This is a genomic window from Propionispora vibrioides, assembly GCF_900110485.1.
GTDB classification, from domain to species: Bacteria; Bacillota; Negativicutes; order Propionisporales; family Propionisporaceae; genus Propionispora; species Propionispora vibrioides.
The window spans coordinates 62,942-77,363 of record NZ_FODY01000025.1 but is presented as its reverse complement, the minus strand read 5'-3'; the positions used below and the strand labels follow the sequence as shown (position 1 = coordinate 77,363).

General features: G+C 45.7%; 13 protein-coding genes. 6 read left to right on the top strand and 7 right to left on the bottom strand.

Annotated elements, in window-relative coordinates; translation table 11 throughout:
• Together BMW43_RS16825 and BMW43_RS16820 are read left to right on the top strand one after the other, a co-directional pair.
• Positions 1-819, top strand: an 819-nt coding sequence (locus BMW43_RS16825) for a YadA C-terminal domain-containing protein (protein ID WP_177173645.1), incomplete at its 5' end; no start/stop codon positions are given.
• Between the two features lie 147 nt (positions 820-966).
• Positions 967-1,947, top strand: coding sequence for a Gfo/Idh/MocA family protein (locus BMW43_RS16820; protein WP_091750362.1), 981 nt, complete (start codon positions 967-969; stop codon positions 1,945-1,947).
• 53 nt (positions 1,948-2,000) lie between these two features.
• Here BMW43_RS16820 and BMW43_RS16815 read toward each other — a convergent pair whose 3' ends face one another.
• The gene (locus BMW43_RS16815; RefSeq protein WP_091750359.1) at positions 2,001-2,444 is read right to left on the bottom strand and encodes a hypothetical protein; all 444 of its coding nucleotides are present in this window, start codon (positions 2,442-2,444) and stop codon (positions 2,001-2,003) included.
• A gap of 276 nt (positions 2,445-2,720) precedes the next feature.
• Here BMW43_RS16815 and BMW43_RS16810 point away from each other — a divergent pair, with 276 nt between their 5' ends.
• From BMW43_RS16810 to BMW43_RS16795, 4 genes are all read left to right on the top strand, one after another.
• On the top strand, positions 2,721-3,719 hold the full coding sequence (locus tag BMW43_RS16810) for a S1C family serine protease (protein WP_439331457.1): 999 nt from the start codon (positions 2,721-2,723) through the stop codon (positions 3,717-3,719).
• Between the two features lie 218 nt (positions 3,720-3,937).
• Positions 3,938-4,519 (top strand): TetR/AcrR family transcriptional regulator, encoded by a 582-nt coding sequence (locus tag BMW43_RS16805; RefSeq protein WP_091750354.1) that lies wholly within the window; start codon positions 3,938-3,940, stop codon positions 4,517-4,519.
• Between the two features lie 100 nt (positions 4,520-4,619).
• Positions 4,620-5,678: an efflux RND transporter periplasmic adaptor subunit gene (locus BMW43_RS16800; protein ID WP_091750352.1), complete on the top strand. Its 1,059-nt coding sequence runs from the start codon at positions 4,620-4,622 to the stop codon at positions 5,676-5,678.
• Entirely contained in the window at positions 5,675-8,728 is a 3,054-nt protein-coding gene (locus tag BMW43_RS16795) for an efflux RND transporter permease subunit (protein ID WP_091750349.1), read from the top strand. Before BMW43_RS16800 ends, BMW43_RS16795 begins: the two co-directional genes overlap by 4 nt.
• A gap of 110 nt (positions 8,729-8,838) precedes the next feature.
• Here BMW43_RS16795 and gyrB read toward each other — a convergent pair whose 3' ends face one another.
• The 6 genes from gyrB to dnaN all read right to left on the bottom strand — a co-directional run bounded on the left by gyrB (position 8,839) and on the right by dnaN (position 14,391).
• On the bottom strand, positions 8,839-10,749 hold the full coding sequence (gyrB, locus tag BMW43_RS16790; protein ID WP_091750346.1) for a DNA topoisomerase (ATP-hydrolyzing) subunit B: 1,911 nt from the start codon (positions 10,747-10,749) through the stop codon (positions 8,839-8,841).
• 64 nt (positions 10,750-10,813) lie between these two features.
• Entirely contained in the window at positions 10,814-11,068 is a 255-nt protein-coding gene (remB, locus tag BMW43_RS16785) for an extracellular matrix regulator RemB (protein WP_091750342.1), read from the bottom strand.
• Positions 11,046-11,903, bottom strand: a complete 858-nt coding sequence (locus BMW43_RS16780) for a DciA family protein (RefSeq protein WP_177173644.1) — start codon at positions 11,901-11,903, stop codon at positions 11,046-11,048. Before BMW43_RS16780 ends, remB begins: the two co-directional genes overlap by 23 nt.
• A gap of 5 nt (positions 11,904-11,908) precedes the next feature.
• The gene (gene recF / locus BMW43_RS16775; RefSeq protein ID WP_091750336.1) at positions 11,909-13,030 is read right to left on the bottom strand and encodes a DNA replication/repair protein RecF; all 1,122 of its coding nucleotides are present in this window, start codon (positions 13,028-13,030) and stop codon (positions 11,909-11,911) included.
• A 9-nt stretch (positions 13,031-13,039) separates the two neighbouring features.
• On the bottom strand, positions 13,040-13,255 hold the full coding sequence (locus BMW43_RS16770; protein ID WP_091750333.1) for an RNA-binding S4 domain-containing protein: 216 nt from the start codon (positions 13,253-13,255) through the stop codon (positions 13,040-13,042).
• 26 nt (positions 13,256-13,281) lie between these two features.
• Complete coding sequence (dnaN, locus tag BMW43_RS16765; RefSeq protein WP_091750330.1) at positions 13,282-14,391, bottom strand: DNA polymerase III subunit beta; 1,110 nt, start codon at positions 14,389-14,391, stop codon at positions 13,282-13,284.
• Between the last annotated feature and the right edge of the window lie 31 nt (positions 14,392-14,422).

The following is a 14,422-nucleotide window of genomic DNA, read 5'->3' as shown; positions in this document are numbered from 1 at the left end:
GCCAAAAGCTATGCCGATACTCAAGACCAAAAGACTTTAACCTCCGCTAACAACTATTCTGATGCTCAAGATAAGAAAACTTTAGACTCTGCCAAGAACTATGCCGACTCTCAGGATCAGAAAACTTTAACCTCAGCTAACAACTATGCCGATGCTCAAGACAAGAAAACTTTAACCTCGGCTAACAACTATGCCGATACTCAAGACCAAAAGACTTTAACCTCGGCTAACAACTATGCCGATACTCAAGACCAAAAGACTTTAACCTCCGCTAACAGCTATTCTGATGTTCAAGATAAGAAAACATTAGATTCTGCCAAGAGCTATACGGATACTCAGGATAGCATGCTTCAAAATCAAATTACTAATAATAGTAATAATATTTCTTCTCTCTCTCAACGAGTAGACGATCTTTCAAACCGGGTCGACAAGGTAGGTGCCCTCTCGGCAGCTATGACAGCTCTGGCTCCCTTGGATTATGATCCGCAAGCACCCACTCAAATTTCCGTTGGTGCAGGAACCTACGGCGGTTCCCAGGCAGTGGCCATCGGTGTGTATCACTACGCCAATAAAGACACTCTCTACAATGCCGCCTGGTCGATCAGCGGTAGTGAACAAATGGGTCGGGTAGGAGCTACCTGGCGGGTAGGCCGCCCCCATCATCCAAAAGAAGTTGCTGTTACGACCGATAAACATACCTCTGAAATCCAATTAACCGCTTCACCGGCACCGGAAAGCAAAGAAGCCGTCGCCCCGGCTACAGCTACACAAGAAACACAGGAAAAAACCGTTAGTACCGCCGAAGAAAACACCAAATAATCTTTGAAAACTGCCGAGTTTCTATCGGCAGTTTTTTTATCCTGCTAATGTGAAATCACTAAACTGCAAATTAGTATTCAATATTTTAATCGTCTGTGCTACTATGAAATTAATAACAATTATAAACACCTACTAAGGAGGCCTATCATGATTCGTTTTGGTGTTGTAGGAACTAGTTGGATTACCGAGGAATTTATCCGCTGTGCGACCTTAACAGACGATTTTTGCCTGTCTGCCGTTTATTCCCGTACCGAAGAAAAAGCCCAGGCCTTTGCCGACAAACATGGTGCCAAGCATGTTTTTACCGACCTCACTACTATGGCCAGCAGCCCTGAATTTGATGCCGTTTACATTGCCAGCCCCAATTCGCACCACGCCAAACAGGCCATCCTGTTTCTATCCCATAAAAAACACGTACTCTGCGAAAAACCCATTGCTTCCAATAGCAAAGAACTGGAAGCAATGATCGAATGCGCCACCGCCAACGGAGCGCTCCTGATGGAAGCTATGAAAAGTACCTTCCTGCCCAACATGCAAAGCGTCAGGGAAAATCTGCCCAAGCTGGGGCCGGTCCGCAGATTTTTTTCTAACTACTGCCAGTATTCTTCGCGTTATGATACCTTTAAAGCCGGTAAGCCTATTAATACCTTCGATCCGGCCTTTTCCAACGGCTCCATTATGGATATCGGTGTCTATTGCATCTATCCGGTCATTTATCTGTTCGGCCCACCTGAATCTGTCTCAGCCAATGCTACCATGCTAAGCTCGGGCATTGACGGCTGCGGCAGCATTACCCTCCATTACAAAGATATGGAAGCGATCATTTCTCATTCTAAAATAGCCAACTCCCTTATCCCCAGTGAAATTCAGGGAGAAAACGGTAATATTCTGATTGATAAAATTTCCACCCCGGAAGACGTAAAAATTATCTATCGTGACGGTTCGACTGAAGATATCACCCGGTCGCAAAAACCGGAACTGATGTTTTACGAAGCCCGGGAATTTATTCAGCTCATTAAAACCGGCCAGCTACAATCAAGCACCAATACCTTTACCCTCAACCGTCAGGTCATGCAGGTTATGGATGAAGCACGCAAACAAATCGGCCTGGTCTTCCCAGCCGATTAATAAAATAAAAAAGACTTACTTTGTCCCAAAGTGAGTCTTTTTTACTTTAATTACTATTGCACTGTTTTTTCATCAAAATCAGGCGCCTGAAAGAGAACATCCTGATATTCCGGTGCTTTAAGCGTGATGACAAGGAAATGGTCTTTTTCAGCTACATTTCTTTTGGAGAAATAAATTGTTTTATTATAATTTACGCTGTCAGGAAAAGTGACACCCAGACGCAGCGTATAACCTTTCGGCACGGCAAAAGTAAACGTATCCCCGGCGGAACCATCATAGACAGTGTAGGATTTTCCCATACCCGAGATCAGCAGATTATCTAATTTTTTCCCGCCAAAAGGATATTGCCAGAAGTAATCGGGTTTTTCAATATGGATTTGCACCTGTACATCAATTAAGCCATCATTTCCCATCGCTGCTGCTGTCTGTACCGGGAAAAAATACAGCATAACCAGTATTCCGGACAGAAAGAGTAATCTGCCGATTTTCCATTTCATAGGTCATTCCTCCCTAACACCTATTTGCTGAACGGGATATTCTGTTGTACTATGTATATATACCATTTCTGTATCCTTTACGTATTTCCTTGTAAAACCAGGATAATTTGACGAGAATTGCCGCTTTTAACGCGAAATTGACTTCACTTGTCACAGACTTGTCATAACCGTAAGGTATACTGAACCGGAATTATGCAAAATGGAGGTATCTTTATGAAGAGTCTGCTAAAAAAGTTTACCGTTTTAACCGTCATCTGCGCCGCGCTAAGCACGTCTATGATAACAGGCTTCCATAGTACCGCCGCAGCAAATCAAACCAACGACAGCGAACTGTCCAGTAATCGCAATACATATGTGGTACAGGCAGTGAAAAAAGTAGGTCCGGCTGTTGTCGGAATTTCCAATAAAGCTTATGTAAGGGATAATTTTGATCAAAAGGTTCTCATTGAAAAAGGCGTAGGTTCCGGCGTTATCTTTAACTCCAACGGCTATATTGCCACCAACTATCATGTCGTGGAGGGCGCGCAGGAGATTGTCGTATCGCTTTCCGACGGACGAACCTTTAACGGAAAAGTATTAGGTGTCGATCCGGCCACCGACTTGGCTGTGGTAAAAGTGGATGCCTCAGGCCTACCTGCCGCCGTTCTGGGTGATTCGTCCACCATCATGGCCGGTGAGCCGGCCATTGCCATCGGCAATCCGCTGGGCTTAGAGTTTAGCGGCAGCGTTACCGTTGGTGTAATCAGCGCCTTAAACCGTACCATTGAAATTGGTGACCGTAAGTTCGACCTCATTCAAACCGATGCTGCGATCAATCCCGGAAACTCCGGTGGTGCTCTGGTTAATGCCGACGGCCAGGTGATCGGCATCAACAGTGCCAAAATCTCTGCCGATGGGATTGAAGGTATGGGCTTCTCCATTCCCATTAATTCGGCCAGACCGATTCTACAGTCCCTGATGGAAAATGGCAAGGTAGTCCGGTCCTATCTGGGTGTCGGCGTCTGGGATAAAAATACGGCGGCCCGTTATGGCTACAGCCTGCAAATCGACAATGGCGTATACGTTGTCCGGGTGGAAGACGACGGACCGGCTAATCAGGCAGGTATCAAACAGGGTGACATCATTACCAAAATAAACGATACGGCCGTCAATTCAGTTGCCGATTTGCGCAAAGTGCTGGATGATATTCCGGTAGATACCAAGGTAAATGTTACCATCATCCGCAATAACCGCACCCTTTCGGTAACTGCCGTTCTCAAAGAAATACCAAACTAAACCGGCAGAAAAGCCTGATAAAAAATTAACTTATACCTCCCGGGGTAATTAAGATAAAAAAGAGAGGACCTATCCTCTCTTTTTTATTTCTTTAAAAAATTGCAGCTTGCTTTTAGGAAACTAAAATACTATAATAGTTTATGAGTAACACTGTTTTATTTTGTTAATACTACTTCTGACAATATGGTCATACAAATAATAAGTAGGTGAACTACAACATGGATGACATTAAAAATCTGATATTGGATAAAGCCAAAGACCGGCTGGATCGCTTTGGCTTTAAGAAAACAACAATGGATGAAATCAGCCGGGACTGTAAAATATCCAAGAAAACTATTTACGAACATTTTAAGGATAAAGAGCATTTATTTGCCAGCCTGTTAACCCGGGAATGCCACCAAACTATCCAGATCATCTTTTCCCGGATGGGCGAGATTTCCGATCCTCTGGAAAAATTAACCCAGCTTATCCGGACTTCGTTAGACTTTTTTAATGAAGATACCTTCATTACCCGGTTGCTTAAGGACGACGATGCTTTGTTTTCCGCCTTTTTAAGTCGGAAGTATCATAAACTGATTGATGAAGAAATTATTTCGATTATTGCCGAAATCATTCAAGACGGAAAACAAAAAGGAATATTCCGGGATGTTGATGAAGCGGTGGTCAGTTATGCTGGTTTTCGCCTGTTTCAAGCGTTCAGCTATATGAGAACCGTCGAGTTCTCACCGGAAAAGGAACAGCAGGGATATTATACTGATGCCCTGATCGACCTTATTATCCATGGTTTAACTAAGAAATAAGCTGTTATTCAGCTTATTTCTTTAGCAGTTTTTTTTATCATAAATAAACTAGAATACCAAAATAGTTTATAAGTAATATAGAGTTAGAGGAGGAAATAGCATGAAAAAATACTACCGGAATTATCTATCTCTCTTATTGGCCGCTCTACTGCTTACCGGCTGCTCGCAAACAGCCAGTATAAGCGAGGATATACCGCTAGTACGAACGCAAACCATTTCACTTGGCGCCAACAACCAAAATCCAGGGTATTCCGGCGAAGTGCGCGGCCGCTATGAAACGGCGCTCTCCTTTCAGACTGGCGGCAAAATTATTCAACGCCAGGTCGAAGCCGGCACCCATGTCAAAGCCGGCGATGTTCTCTTAACGATTGATCCCAAGGATATTCAACAAACTGTCAATCTGACCGCCGCTCAAGTAGCTTCCGCCGATTCTCAGCTTAGCTTAGCTCAAAGCAATCTGGCGAGATACGAAAAGCTCTACGAACAGGGAGCTATCAGCCGTGCCCAGCTTGATCAGTACCAAAACGCCTATGAGGTGGCCCAGGCGGCGGTAAATCAGGCGTCAGCCCAATATGCTCAAGGTAATAATCAACTCAACTACAGCCAGCTTACGGCCGACAGTGACGGGGTCATTGCCGGCATTAACGTGGAAGCCGGTCAGGTAGTCAGTGCCGGTCAGACCGTACTGACGCTGGTAAAAGACGGGATGCGGGAAATCGAAATCAATATCCCGGAGAATAAACTGGAAGAATTAAAAAATGCCTCCCACATCCAAGTAACTTTCTGGGCCTTGCCTGGCATAACCAGCGAAGGAAAAGTAAGAGAAATAGCTCCCATGGCCGATAAAGTAACCCGGACTTATAAAGCCCGCATTTCGTTAGTCAATCCACCGGCTGATCTGCAATTAGGCATGACCGCAACAGTCAACATAAACCATACCGGCAACCAATCCATCTTTATTCCTTTAGCCGCGCTGTATCAAACCGGCGATACGCCAAATGTATGGGTTGTGACCGACAATCAGGTTGCGCTGCGGCCGGTTAAGGTCGGCGCCTTTGGCGATAATGCCGTGGAAATTCTGGACGGACTGCACGAGGGGGATGTGATTGTTTGCGCCGGTGTCCAGAAACTCCATGAAGGACAGAAGGTGCGTCTATGAGTCGGCTTAATCTGACCGAATGGTCGTTAAACCACAAGCAACTGGTTTATTTCTTTATTGCCATTATATTTATGGCCGGCATATTCTCCTATCAGAAGCTGGGCCGGATGGAAGACCCCGACTTCGTTATCAGACAAATGATCGTATCAGTCGCCTGGCCAGGCGCTACAGCCCGCGAAATGGAAGAACAGGTAACCGACAAGCTGGAGAAAAAGCTGCAGGACACGCCCGGTATTGACTATCTGAAAAGCTATTCCCAGCCCGGTCAGGCCGTTATTTACGTAACTTTAAAAGACACGGTAAAGGAAAAGGATATCCGCCCCACTTGGCTGGAAGTCCGCAATATGGTCAACGACATCAAGTCTACCCTGCCTTCAGGCGTAGTAGGTCCTTCCTTTAACGACCGTTTTGACGACGTCTTCGGCTGCATTTACGCGTTAACCGCCGATAGCGGCTACAACTACGAGGACATGCGGGTAAAAGCTGAAGAAATCCGCCGGACTCTTTTAGGCATTAAAAGTGTAAAAAAAGTCGATCTCTTAGGCGTCCAGCCGGAGAAAATTTATATTGAAATAGAAAACAGCAAATTATCCCAATTAGGTATCGATCCCGCCGTAATCAGCAGCGCCATTAAATCGCAAAGCAGCATGACCGCTTCCGGTATGATCGAAACCAGCAGCGACAATGTCTATTTGCGGGTTACCGGCCTATTTACCAATATGGAAGATCTGCGCAATCTGCCCATCCGGGTCAATGACCGTACCTTCCGCCTGCAGGATATCGCCACGATTACCCGCAGTTACAGTGACCCCATCGAACCTAAAATGTATTTTAACGGCCAACCGGCTATCGGTATTGCCCTTTCTATGGAAAAAGGCGGCAATATCCTGACCCTGGGAGACAATCTGGCGGAAACCATCAGTAAAATAAAACAGGATATGCCGCTAGGGCTAGAGTTAAGCCAAGTATCCAATCAACCGGAAGTAGTTAAGGACTCTATTGGTGAATTTGTTAAGTCACTAAAGGAAGCCATCTTTATTGTCCTGTTGGTCAGCTTTCTAAGCCTTGGCTTCCGTTCCGGCATTGTTGTAGCCCTGTGCATTCCATTGGTTATTGCCGGCATCTTTGTCTTTATGCAAATTTTCGGGATTGATCTTCATAAGGTATCACTGGGAGCCCTAATTATTTCACTGGGACTCCTGGTAGACGACGCGATCATTTCGGTGGAAATGATGACAGTAAAACTGGAACAGGGCTGGGGACGTTTCGAAGCCGCCTGTTACGCCTATACGGCAACTGCCTTCCCCATGCTGACCGGGACGCTGATTACCTGCGCCGGTTTTATTCCGGTCGGCTTTTCCCAGGGATCGGCCGCGGAATTTACCAGCAGTTTGTTCACGGTAGTCACCATCGCTCTTCTCTTATCCTGGATTGTTTCCGTTATGGTAACTCCGCTCCTGGGCTATCGGCTGATCAAAACCAAAGAAAATGGCCACGACGGCCAAGCCATGTATAACTCCCGGTTCTACCGGCTGTTCCGGAAAACCCTGACCTGGTGCCTGCATCATCGTAAACTGGTCTTAGGTATTACTGTCGCCAGCTTTGTTCTTTCTATAGGTTTACTCAAATTTGTCAAACAGGAATTTTTCCCTCCCTCGGTCCGGCCGGAAATCATTGTGGAAATGACCCTGCCCGAAGGTTCCTCGCTGCAGGCGACCGAAAATGTATCCAAACAGTTTTCCGAGGCCCTGGCCAATGATCCGAATATTGCCAGTTACAGCTATTACGTCGGTCAGGGAGCGCCCCGTTTCGTCCTGACCACCGATCCCAAGCTGCCGGCCAACAATTACTCGCAATTTGTCATTGTAGCCAAAGACCTGGAAGCCCGTCAGGTTCTGCAGGATAAGATCAACAAGTTATTCGCCGAGCAATTTTCCGAGGTGCGGGGCCATGTGAAACTTATTCAAACCGGCCCGCCTTCCCCTTATCCCGTCATGTTGCGTGTCAGCGGCTACGACCATGAAAAGGTGAGAGAGATTGCCAGCCAGGTGCAGCAGACCATGCTGGCCAACCCCAACCTGACACATGTGAACCTGGACTGGAATGAAAAAACAAAAACCATGCATCTGGCCGTCGATCCCGATAAAGCAAGAATGCTGGGCATCAATAGCCAAAGTCTGGCCGCGGATTTACAAACTCAACTGTCCGGCGTTACAGTAGGCGAATTTTATGAACAGGACAAAACCGTCGGCATTGTCCTGCGCATGGATGCAGCCGACCGAAAAAATCTGGAAACCATCAAGGATCTGCCCATTCATATTGGCAATGGTAAATTTGTGCCCCTAGACCAGATAGCTACTATCAGCTATGCCGCCGAAGACGGAATGATCTGGCGGCGGGATTTAAAGCCGACCATTACGGTTCAGGCCGATGTAGCTTCCACCATCACCGGTAATGACGCCACCAACCAGGCTTACGAACAGCTTAAACCGCTCCGCGATTCCCTGCCTGCCGGCTATAGTATTCAAATCGGCGGTTCACTGGAAAAAAGTCAGCAATCTATGGAATTTCTGCTGCAGCCCGTACCGGTTATGCTGTTGCTGATTGTTACCCTGCTGATGATTCAACTGCAGCGAATTCCCCTGATGATTCTTACCTTGTTAACTGCTCCGCTGGGCATCATCGGTGTCAGCCTGTCCATGCTGCTGACGCTGCGTCCTATGGGCTTTGTAGCTGAACTGGGTGTCCTCGCCCTTAGCGGAATGATCATCCGCAATTCAGTCATCTTAATTGACCAAATTGAACAGCATATCAAAGCAGGCCAATCTCCCTGGGATGCCATTATTGACTCGGCGGTGCTGCGTTTCCGTCCGATCATGCTAACCGCAGCAGCAGCCATCCTGGGCATGCTGCCACTGGTTCCCAGTAATTTCTGGGGCCCCATGGCGGTAGCCATTGCCGGCGGCCTGCTCGGCGCCACCATCCTGACGCTGCTGGTGCTGCCTACCATGTACGCCGCCTGGTTCAAAGTAAAGCAAGAAGCAAAATAAACCCGGCTGCCTTGTACTCGATAGCTTTCAACCAAATAAATATTTTATAACCAAAAAAGGATTAGGTTCATCCAAACGATGACCTAATCCTTTTTCTATTTCTGATACTTTTATATATCCAAATTCCGTACGCTATGAGCGTGTTCCTCGATAAAGTTCCGCCGCGGCTCTACCTTATCACCCATTAATACTGAGAAGATCGCATCGGCAGCCATGGCATCCTCCATAGTTACCCGCAAAATAGTACGCCCTTCCGGATTCATCGTCGTATCCCATAATTGTTCGGGATTCATTTCGCCTAAGCCTTTATACCGTTGCACATTAATACTGTCGCGACCAATCCGGCTAAGCAATTGATCCATTTCCTCGTCACTGTACAGATACCAGCTCTCCCGGCCTTTTTTAACCAAATATAAAGGCGGTTGGGCAATATACACCTTGCCTGATTCAATCAACGGCTGCATATAGCGATAGAAGAATGTCAATAGCAGCGTTCTGATGTGGGCGCCGTCTACATCGGCATCAGTCATAATGATAATCCGGCCGTATCTTCTCTTTTCCAGATCGAACTCATCACTGATACCGCAGCCAAAAGCGGTAATCATCGCCCGGATTTCTTCGTTATTTAAAATCTTATCCAGCCGGGCCTTTTCCACATTCAGGATTTTACCCCTGAGCGGCAAAATTGCCTGGAAGCGTCGGTCCCGTCCCTGCTTGGCTGAACCACCGGCCGAATCACCTTCGACCAGATAAATTTCCGTTTGATCAGGGTCCTTTAACGAACAATCAGCCAGCTTGCCTGGCAGTGAGCTTACCTCCAGGGCATTCTTCCGGCGGGTCAGTTCCCTGGCCTTCCTGGCAGCTTCCCTAGCCCGGGAAGCCATAATTGTTTTCTCAATGATCTTTTTGGTAACTGAAGGATTTTCCTCAAAAAATTCACTCAGTCCCTCGGATACGATAGTATCGACAATCCCCCGCACCTCGCTATTGCCTAGCTTAGTCTTGGTCTGTCCTTCAAACTGCGGTTCCTGGATCTTAACACTGATAACGGCGGTTAGTCCTTCCCGGATATCCTCGCCACTCAGGTTCTCATCATTATCCTTGAGCATATTTAATTTACGGGCAAAATCATTGATCGACCTGGTCAGGGCGATCTTGAAACCGCTTAAATGAGTTCCACCCTCCTGGGTATTGATATTATTAACAAAGCTAAAGATATTTTCCACATAACCGTCATTATACTGCAGCGCCAGTTCGGCCAGCGTAGTATCCTTCGAGCCTTTTAAATAAATCGGTTTGGGATGAAGCGGATCTTTGGTCTTATTCAAATGCTCCACAAAAGAAACGATGCCGCCTTCGTAATGAAAATTTTCATTTACGCCGGTCCGCTCATCGGACAGGACAATATTCAAACCCTTATTTAAAAAGGCCAATTCCCGCAGCCGCTGTTTTAAAATATCGAAATGATATTCCGTTTCCTCAAAGATTTCCGGATCAGGCTTAAAAGTAACCTTTGTGCCGGTTTCCTCGGTTGTGCCAATAACTTTTAGCTCTTCTACCGTATTGCCCCGTTCAAAACGGATAGTATACACCTTGCCATCCCGCTTTACTTCCACTTCCAAATGCATACTCAGAGCATTAACAACCGAAACACCGACGCCATGCAAACCGCCCGACACCTTATAGCCTTCGCCGCCAAATTTACCGCCGGCGTGCAGCACGGTCAACACCACTTCTACTGCCGGTTTGCCTGTTTCATGCATATCGACCGGAATGCCCCGGCCATTATCAATAACGGTGATGCTATTATCCTGATGAATAGTCACATCTACCTTGGTGCAATAACCGGCCAAAGCTTCATCAATACTGTTATCCACTACTTCGTAAACCAGATGATGCAATCCCCGGGAAGACGTACTGCCTATATACATACCAGGACGCTTACGTACTGCCTCTAAGCCCTCCAGTACCTGTATCTGCCCTGCTCCATAATTTCCATTTACCGTAATATCTTCATTCACTCTGCTATGTACCTCCCGCCATCAATTTCAAACGCAATATAAACCGTGCTTATATCACGGTTTATCATTCTTCCTCTTCTTCCGGAATTTGTCCGGCTCGTTTTTTTAGAGTTAAGGAGGAAATAGCCGATAAGTAAACAACCTTATCTGTCAACACAAAACTTTTCGGATTATTATCGGAAATATCAACAATCATTTGCTCTTCCCTCATGGTCTTCAAAAACTCATGATTGATACCGGACTTTACTGTCCTTAAATCATTAATCGAAATGACATTTTTGAGTGGAATGACAGTATCAGCTCCTAGGTGCAAAAACATGTTGTTTCCTCCTGAATTTTTCCAAAGTATGATCAACCGTTTCCGGAGTAATTTCGTCAGGTCCCACCGATTCCATCAGCATCACAATCGTCGTACGGTGTACACTGTCAACTTGTCCGTTTTTTGCTGTATATTCAAGGCACAACCGGGCTAACAGCTCGCTTTTAGCCCGGTCGAACTCTGAGCGTGTGCAAGAAAGATATGGCTGCAGATCTTCATAAGAAAACCAGGGAACATCCAATAAGAGCTTCCTGATTTCTCCCAGCTTTTCTTCCCGGACGGTTCTAAGGCATACCGCACAATAGGTTTCCTCCGGAGGACAAAGCGTATCACAGCCTTGGCAGGCATGCCATTTATCCATTTTCTTTAGTTTATTATAGGCCAGCGCTTTTCGGGTAAAACCGGCCAGCTTCTTTTGCAGGGCTTCGTCAGCTACCTCGTGAGTATATTGCCGGATACCGGCCAATTCCTGCTCATCCAGACGGATAGCCGCCAAGCTTTGTTTTAAGGAAACAGAATGCTCCGTATTCTCTTGATTCTTACAATCTTTCAAATATCCTGCCTGGAAACGGATATCTTTGACAATTTTTTCACCGATAAACCGATTTAGCTTACTAATAATGCTTTCTTTTAGCATAAATAAATGGTGACACCATACCGAATTGCTCACCGTGACGAACATCAAACCCCGTTCAAACTTTACCGGGCAGGAGTGCTGGGAAATATCATCGCCCACAATTTCAGACCAGCGTTCCATGATGAGTTCCGCATGATATCTTTTTTTTAAACCTAATTGCTGCAGCGTATTATGCAAAATTTCACTAATACCTTGCATCCTCATCACTCCATGATCTTGCCGTTCTGCACGTAATAATAATGTCCCATTTTCTTTTCAGGAAAATAATTCTGGTCGGTCGCCGTTACAAAGGTCTGAATTTTATCTTTAATAAAGAAAAGTAATTGTTCTCGCCGTTCAGCATCCAGTTCACTCATGACATCGTCCAGGAGCAGTACCGGATATTCACCGGTCTCTGATTTGATAAATTCCAGTTCCGCCAGCTTCAACGCTAATACGGCCGTCCGCTGCTGTCCCTGAGAACCAAAAGATTTCAACTGAATTCCTTCATTTACCGTAAATACCAGATCGTCCCGGTGCGGTCCGACACCGGTGCTGCCCCGGTAGATATCCTGCTGACGCAGCTTCAGCAATTGCTCCCGGTACCAGGCAGGCAGATCTTTATCCGCCACCTGCTCATTTTCCGCCAACCCGGCCATAAAATAAGCAACAGACAGGTTTTCCTTACTCGCGGTAATCCGGCGGTGCATTAAATTGGCCAGCATAGCCAGCTTTTTTATAGCTTCCTTCCGCTTAACGGTAATGCCGGCGGCAGCCTTGATAAGCTGCTCATCCCAAGGCTCCAGCATAGCGGCATTCAACCGGTTATCTCTAATCTTTTTTAAGAGATGATTACGCTGCGTAACAATCCGGTTATAAGTTAAGAGTTGACTATAGTAGGAAGGACTGGCCTGGGAAATTTCCACATCAATAAACTGGCGCCGGGCTACCGGCTGTCCCTTAATCAGGGTCAAGTCCTCCGGTGCAAACAGCACGACATTCAGCGCGCCAATCAGCTCTTTAACCTTTATAGTATATCCATTATAAGTAATTTCTTTATTACTTTTTTTAGTCTCTCCCTGGGAAAATCGAAAAGCCAGATCATTTTGGACATCCAAACGCGAAAAATTAAGCTGAATACGTCCTAATGAATGCTTCCAGCGAATAAGCTCCTGATCCGAATAGGTACGATAAGACCGTCCCATGGCACCAATATAAATAGCTTCCAGAATATTGGTCTTTCCCTGAGCGTTATTACCCAGGAATATATTGATATTATGGGAAAAAGCAAGCGACAAATCCGCATAATTTCGGAAATTATGCAGCGTTAGGTGATTGATTCTCATGCAGCACCTTTATTCAACGGCTACTTTCCAGGTTCCAATCCCTTTGACAGTAACCGTATCACCGGGATAAATTTTCTTTCTTCGCTCGGAAACAACCTGTCCGTTCAGTTCAATCAGCCCGTCGCTAAGCAGCAGCTTGACCTGACCGCCGCTTTCTACCACACCAATCCATTTTAAAAGCTGGTCCAACTGAATCAATTGGGTGTCAATAAATACTTCTTCCATTTTTGCAAAAATCCTCACTCTAAAAATTAACTTGTTCTTACAGGAGTAATAATATAGGTATAGTGCTCGTCATCCACCGGTTTAATGCAAGCCGGGCTTAGCGGAGTGTTAAAGGAAAAAGTTATTTTTTCACTGTTGATATTTTTCATAATATCCGTTACATATTTGGCATTAAACGCAATTTCCAGCCCATTACCGGCGATCATGGCCGGTACGGTCTCACAAGCCTTACCAACATCAGGATTATTGGAGTTGATAATAACCATATCATTTTCAAATGACAGTTTAATGACATTATATTCCCCGTCTCTGGCCAATAAAGATACCCGCTCTACCGCATCAAGAAAATTATCGGTCGGCAACGTTACCTGTGTGGCAAAACTATCGGGAATAACCCGATTATAGTCAGGGAATTGTCCCTCAATGACTCTCGATTTTATGTAAACATTATCGAAGGAGAAGGAAACCTGATTCTTATGGCAGGAAACCACCACATCCAAGGGATGCTCCGATACCAGCAGACGGGCCAGTTCGGTTAATATCTTGGAAGGTATGATGATCTTAACTTCTTTTTCAGAATTTTCCAAACTATCTTCTTTTAGTGCTAACCGATGGGTATTAGTAGCTACCATTTTAGCATTAAACCGATTGATTTCCAAGAGCGCTCCGGTAAAGATAGGCCGAGCCTCGTCGGTGGCACAGGCAAAAACCGTTTTTTTGATCAGTTCCCGGAAAACATTGTCCTTAATGAGAAAACTGGTTTCCCCCTCCAGCTTGTTGATAACCGGAAATTCTTCGGCGGGCATCAGTAAGAGATTAAACTGGGCTGAGTTGGAAGTAATTTGTATGGTTTTCTCTGCCGGCAGGGACAAAATATGAATGGTATCGCCGGGAAGTTTTCTGACAAGCTCTTGTAAGTAGCGACCGGATAGCACAATTGTTCCCGGTTCATCAATTTGGGCGTCTATTTTACAACAAATGCCGATTTCATAGTCCGTAGCCTGTAATTCTAGCTTTCCATCGAGTGCCGATAGGTAAATTCCTGTCAAGATAGGCAGCGTAGATTTGCTGGCTACCGCTTTTTGCACAGTTTGCACAGCGTGGGTAAGCAATTCTTTGGAGCAGGATATTTTCATAAAGGTACCTCCCGTTGGTATATTATTACTA

What these genes read in the sequence shown, in the direction of transcription:
- BMW43_RS16820 (WP_091750362.1), top strand. Translation starts at nt 967, where the DNA reads ATGATTCGTTTTGGTGTTGTAGGAACTAGTTGGATTACCGAGGAATTT.
- BMW43_RS16815 (WP_091750359.1), bottom strand. Translation starts at nt 2,444, where the DNA reads ATGAAATGGAAAATCGGCAGATTACTCTTTCTGTCCGGAATACTGGTT.
- BMW43_RS16810 (WP_439331457.1), top strand. Translation starts at nt 2,721, where the DNA reads ATGATAACAGGCTTCCATAGTACCGCCGCAGCAAATCAAACCAACGAC.
- BMW43_RS16805 (WP_091750354.1), top strand. Translation starts at nt 3,938, where the DNA reads ATGGATGACATTAAAAATCTGATATTGGATAAAGCCAAAGACCGGCTG.
- BMW43_RS16800 (WP_091750352.1), top strand. Translation starts at nt 4,620, where the DNA reads ATGAAAAAATACTACCGGAATTATCTATCTCTCTTATTGGCCGCTCTA.
- BMW43_RS16795 (WP_091750349.1), top strand. Translation starts at nt 5,675, where the DNA reads ATGAGTCGGCTTAATCTGACCGAATGGTCGTTAAACCACAAGCAACTG.
- remB (WP_091750342.1), bottom strand. Translation starts at nt 11,068, where the DNA reads ATGTTTTTGCACCTAGGAGCTGATACTGTCATTCCACTCAAAAATGTC.
- BMW43_RS16780 (WP_177173644.1), bottom strand. Translation starts at nt 11,903, where the DNA reads ATGCAAGGTATTAGTGAAATTTTGCATAATACGCTGCAGCAATTAGGT.
- recF (WP_091750336.1), bottom strand. Translation starts at nt 13,030, where the DNA reads ATGAGAATCAATCACCTAACGCTGCATAATTTCCGAAATTATGCGGAT.
- BMW43_RS16770 (WP_091750333.1), bottom strand. Translation starts at nt 13,255, where the DNA reads ATGGAAGAAGTATTTATTGACACCCAATTGATTCAGTTGGACCAGCTT.
- dnaN (WP_091750330.1), bottom strand. Translation starts at nt 14,391, where the DNA reads ATGAAAATATCCTGCTCCAAAGAATTGCTTACCCACGCTGTGCAAACT.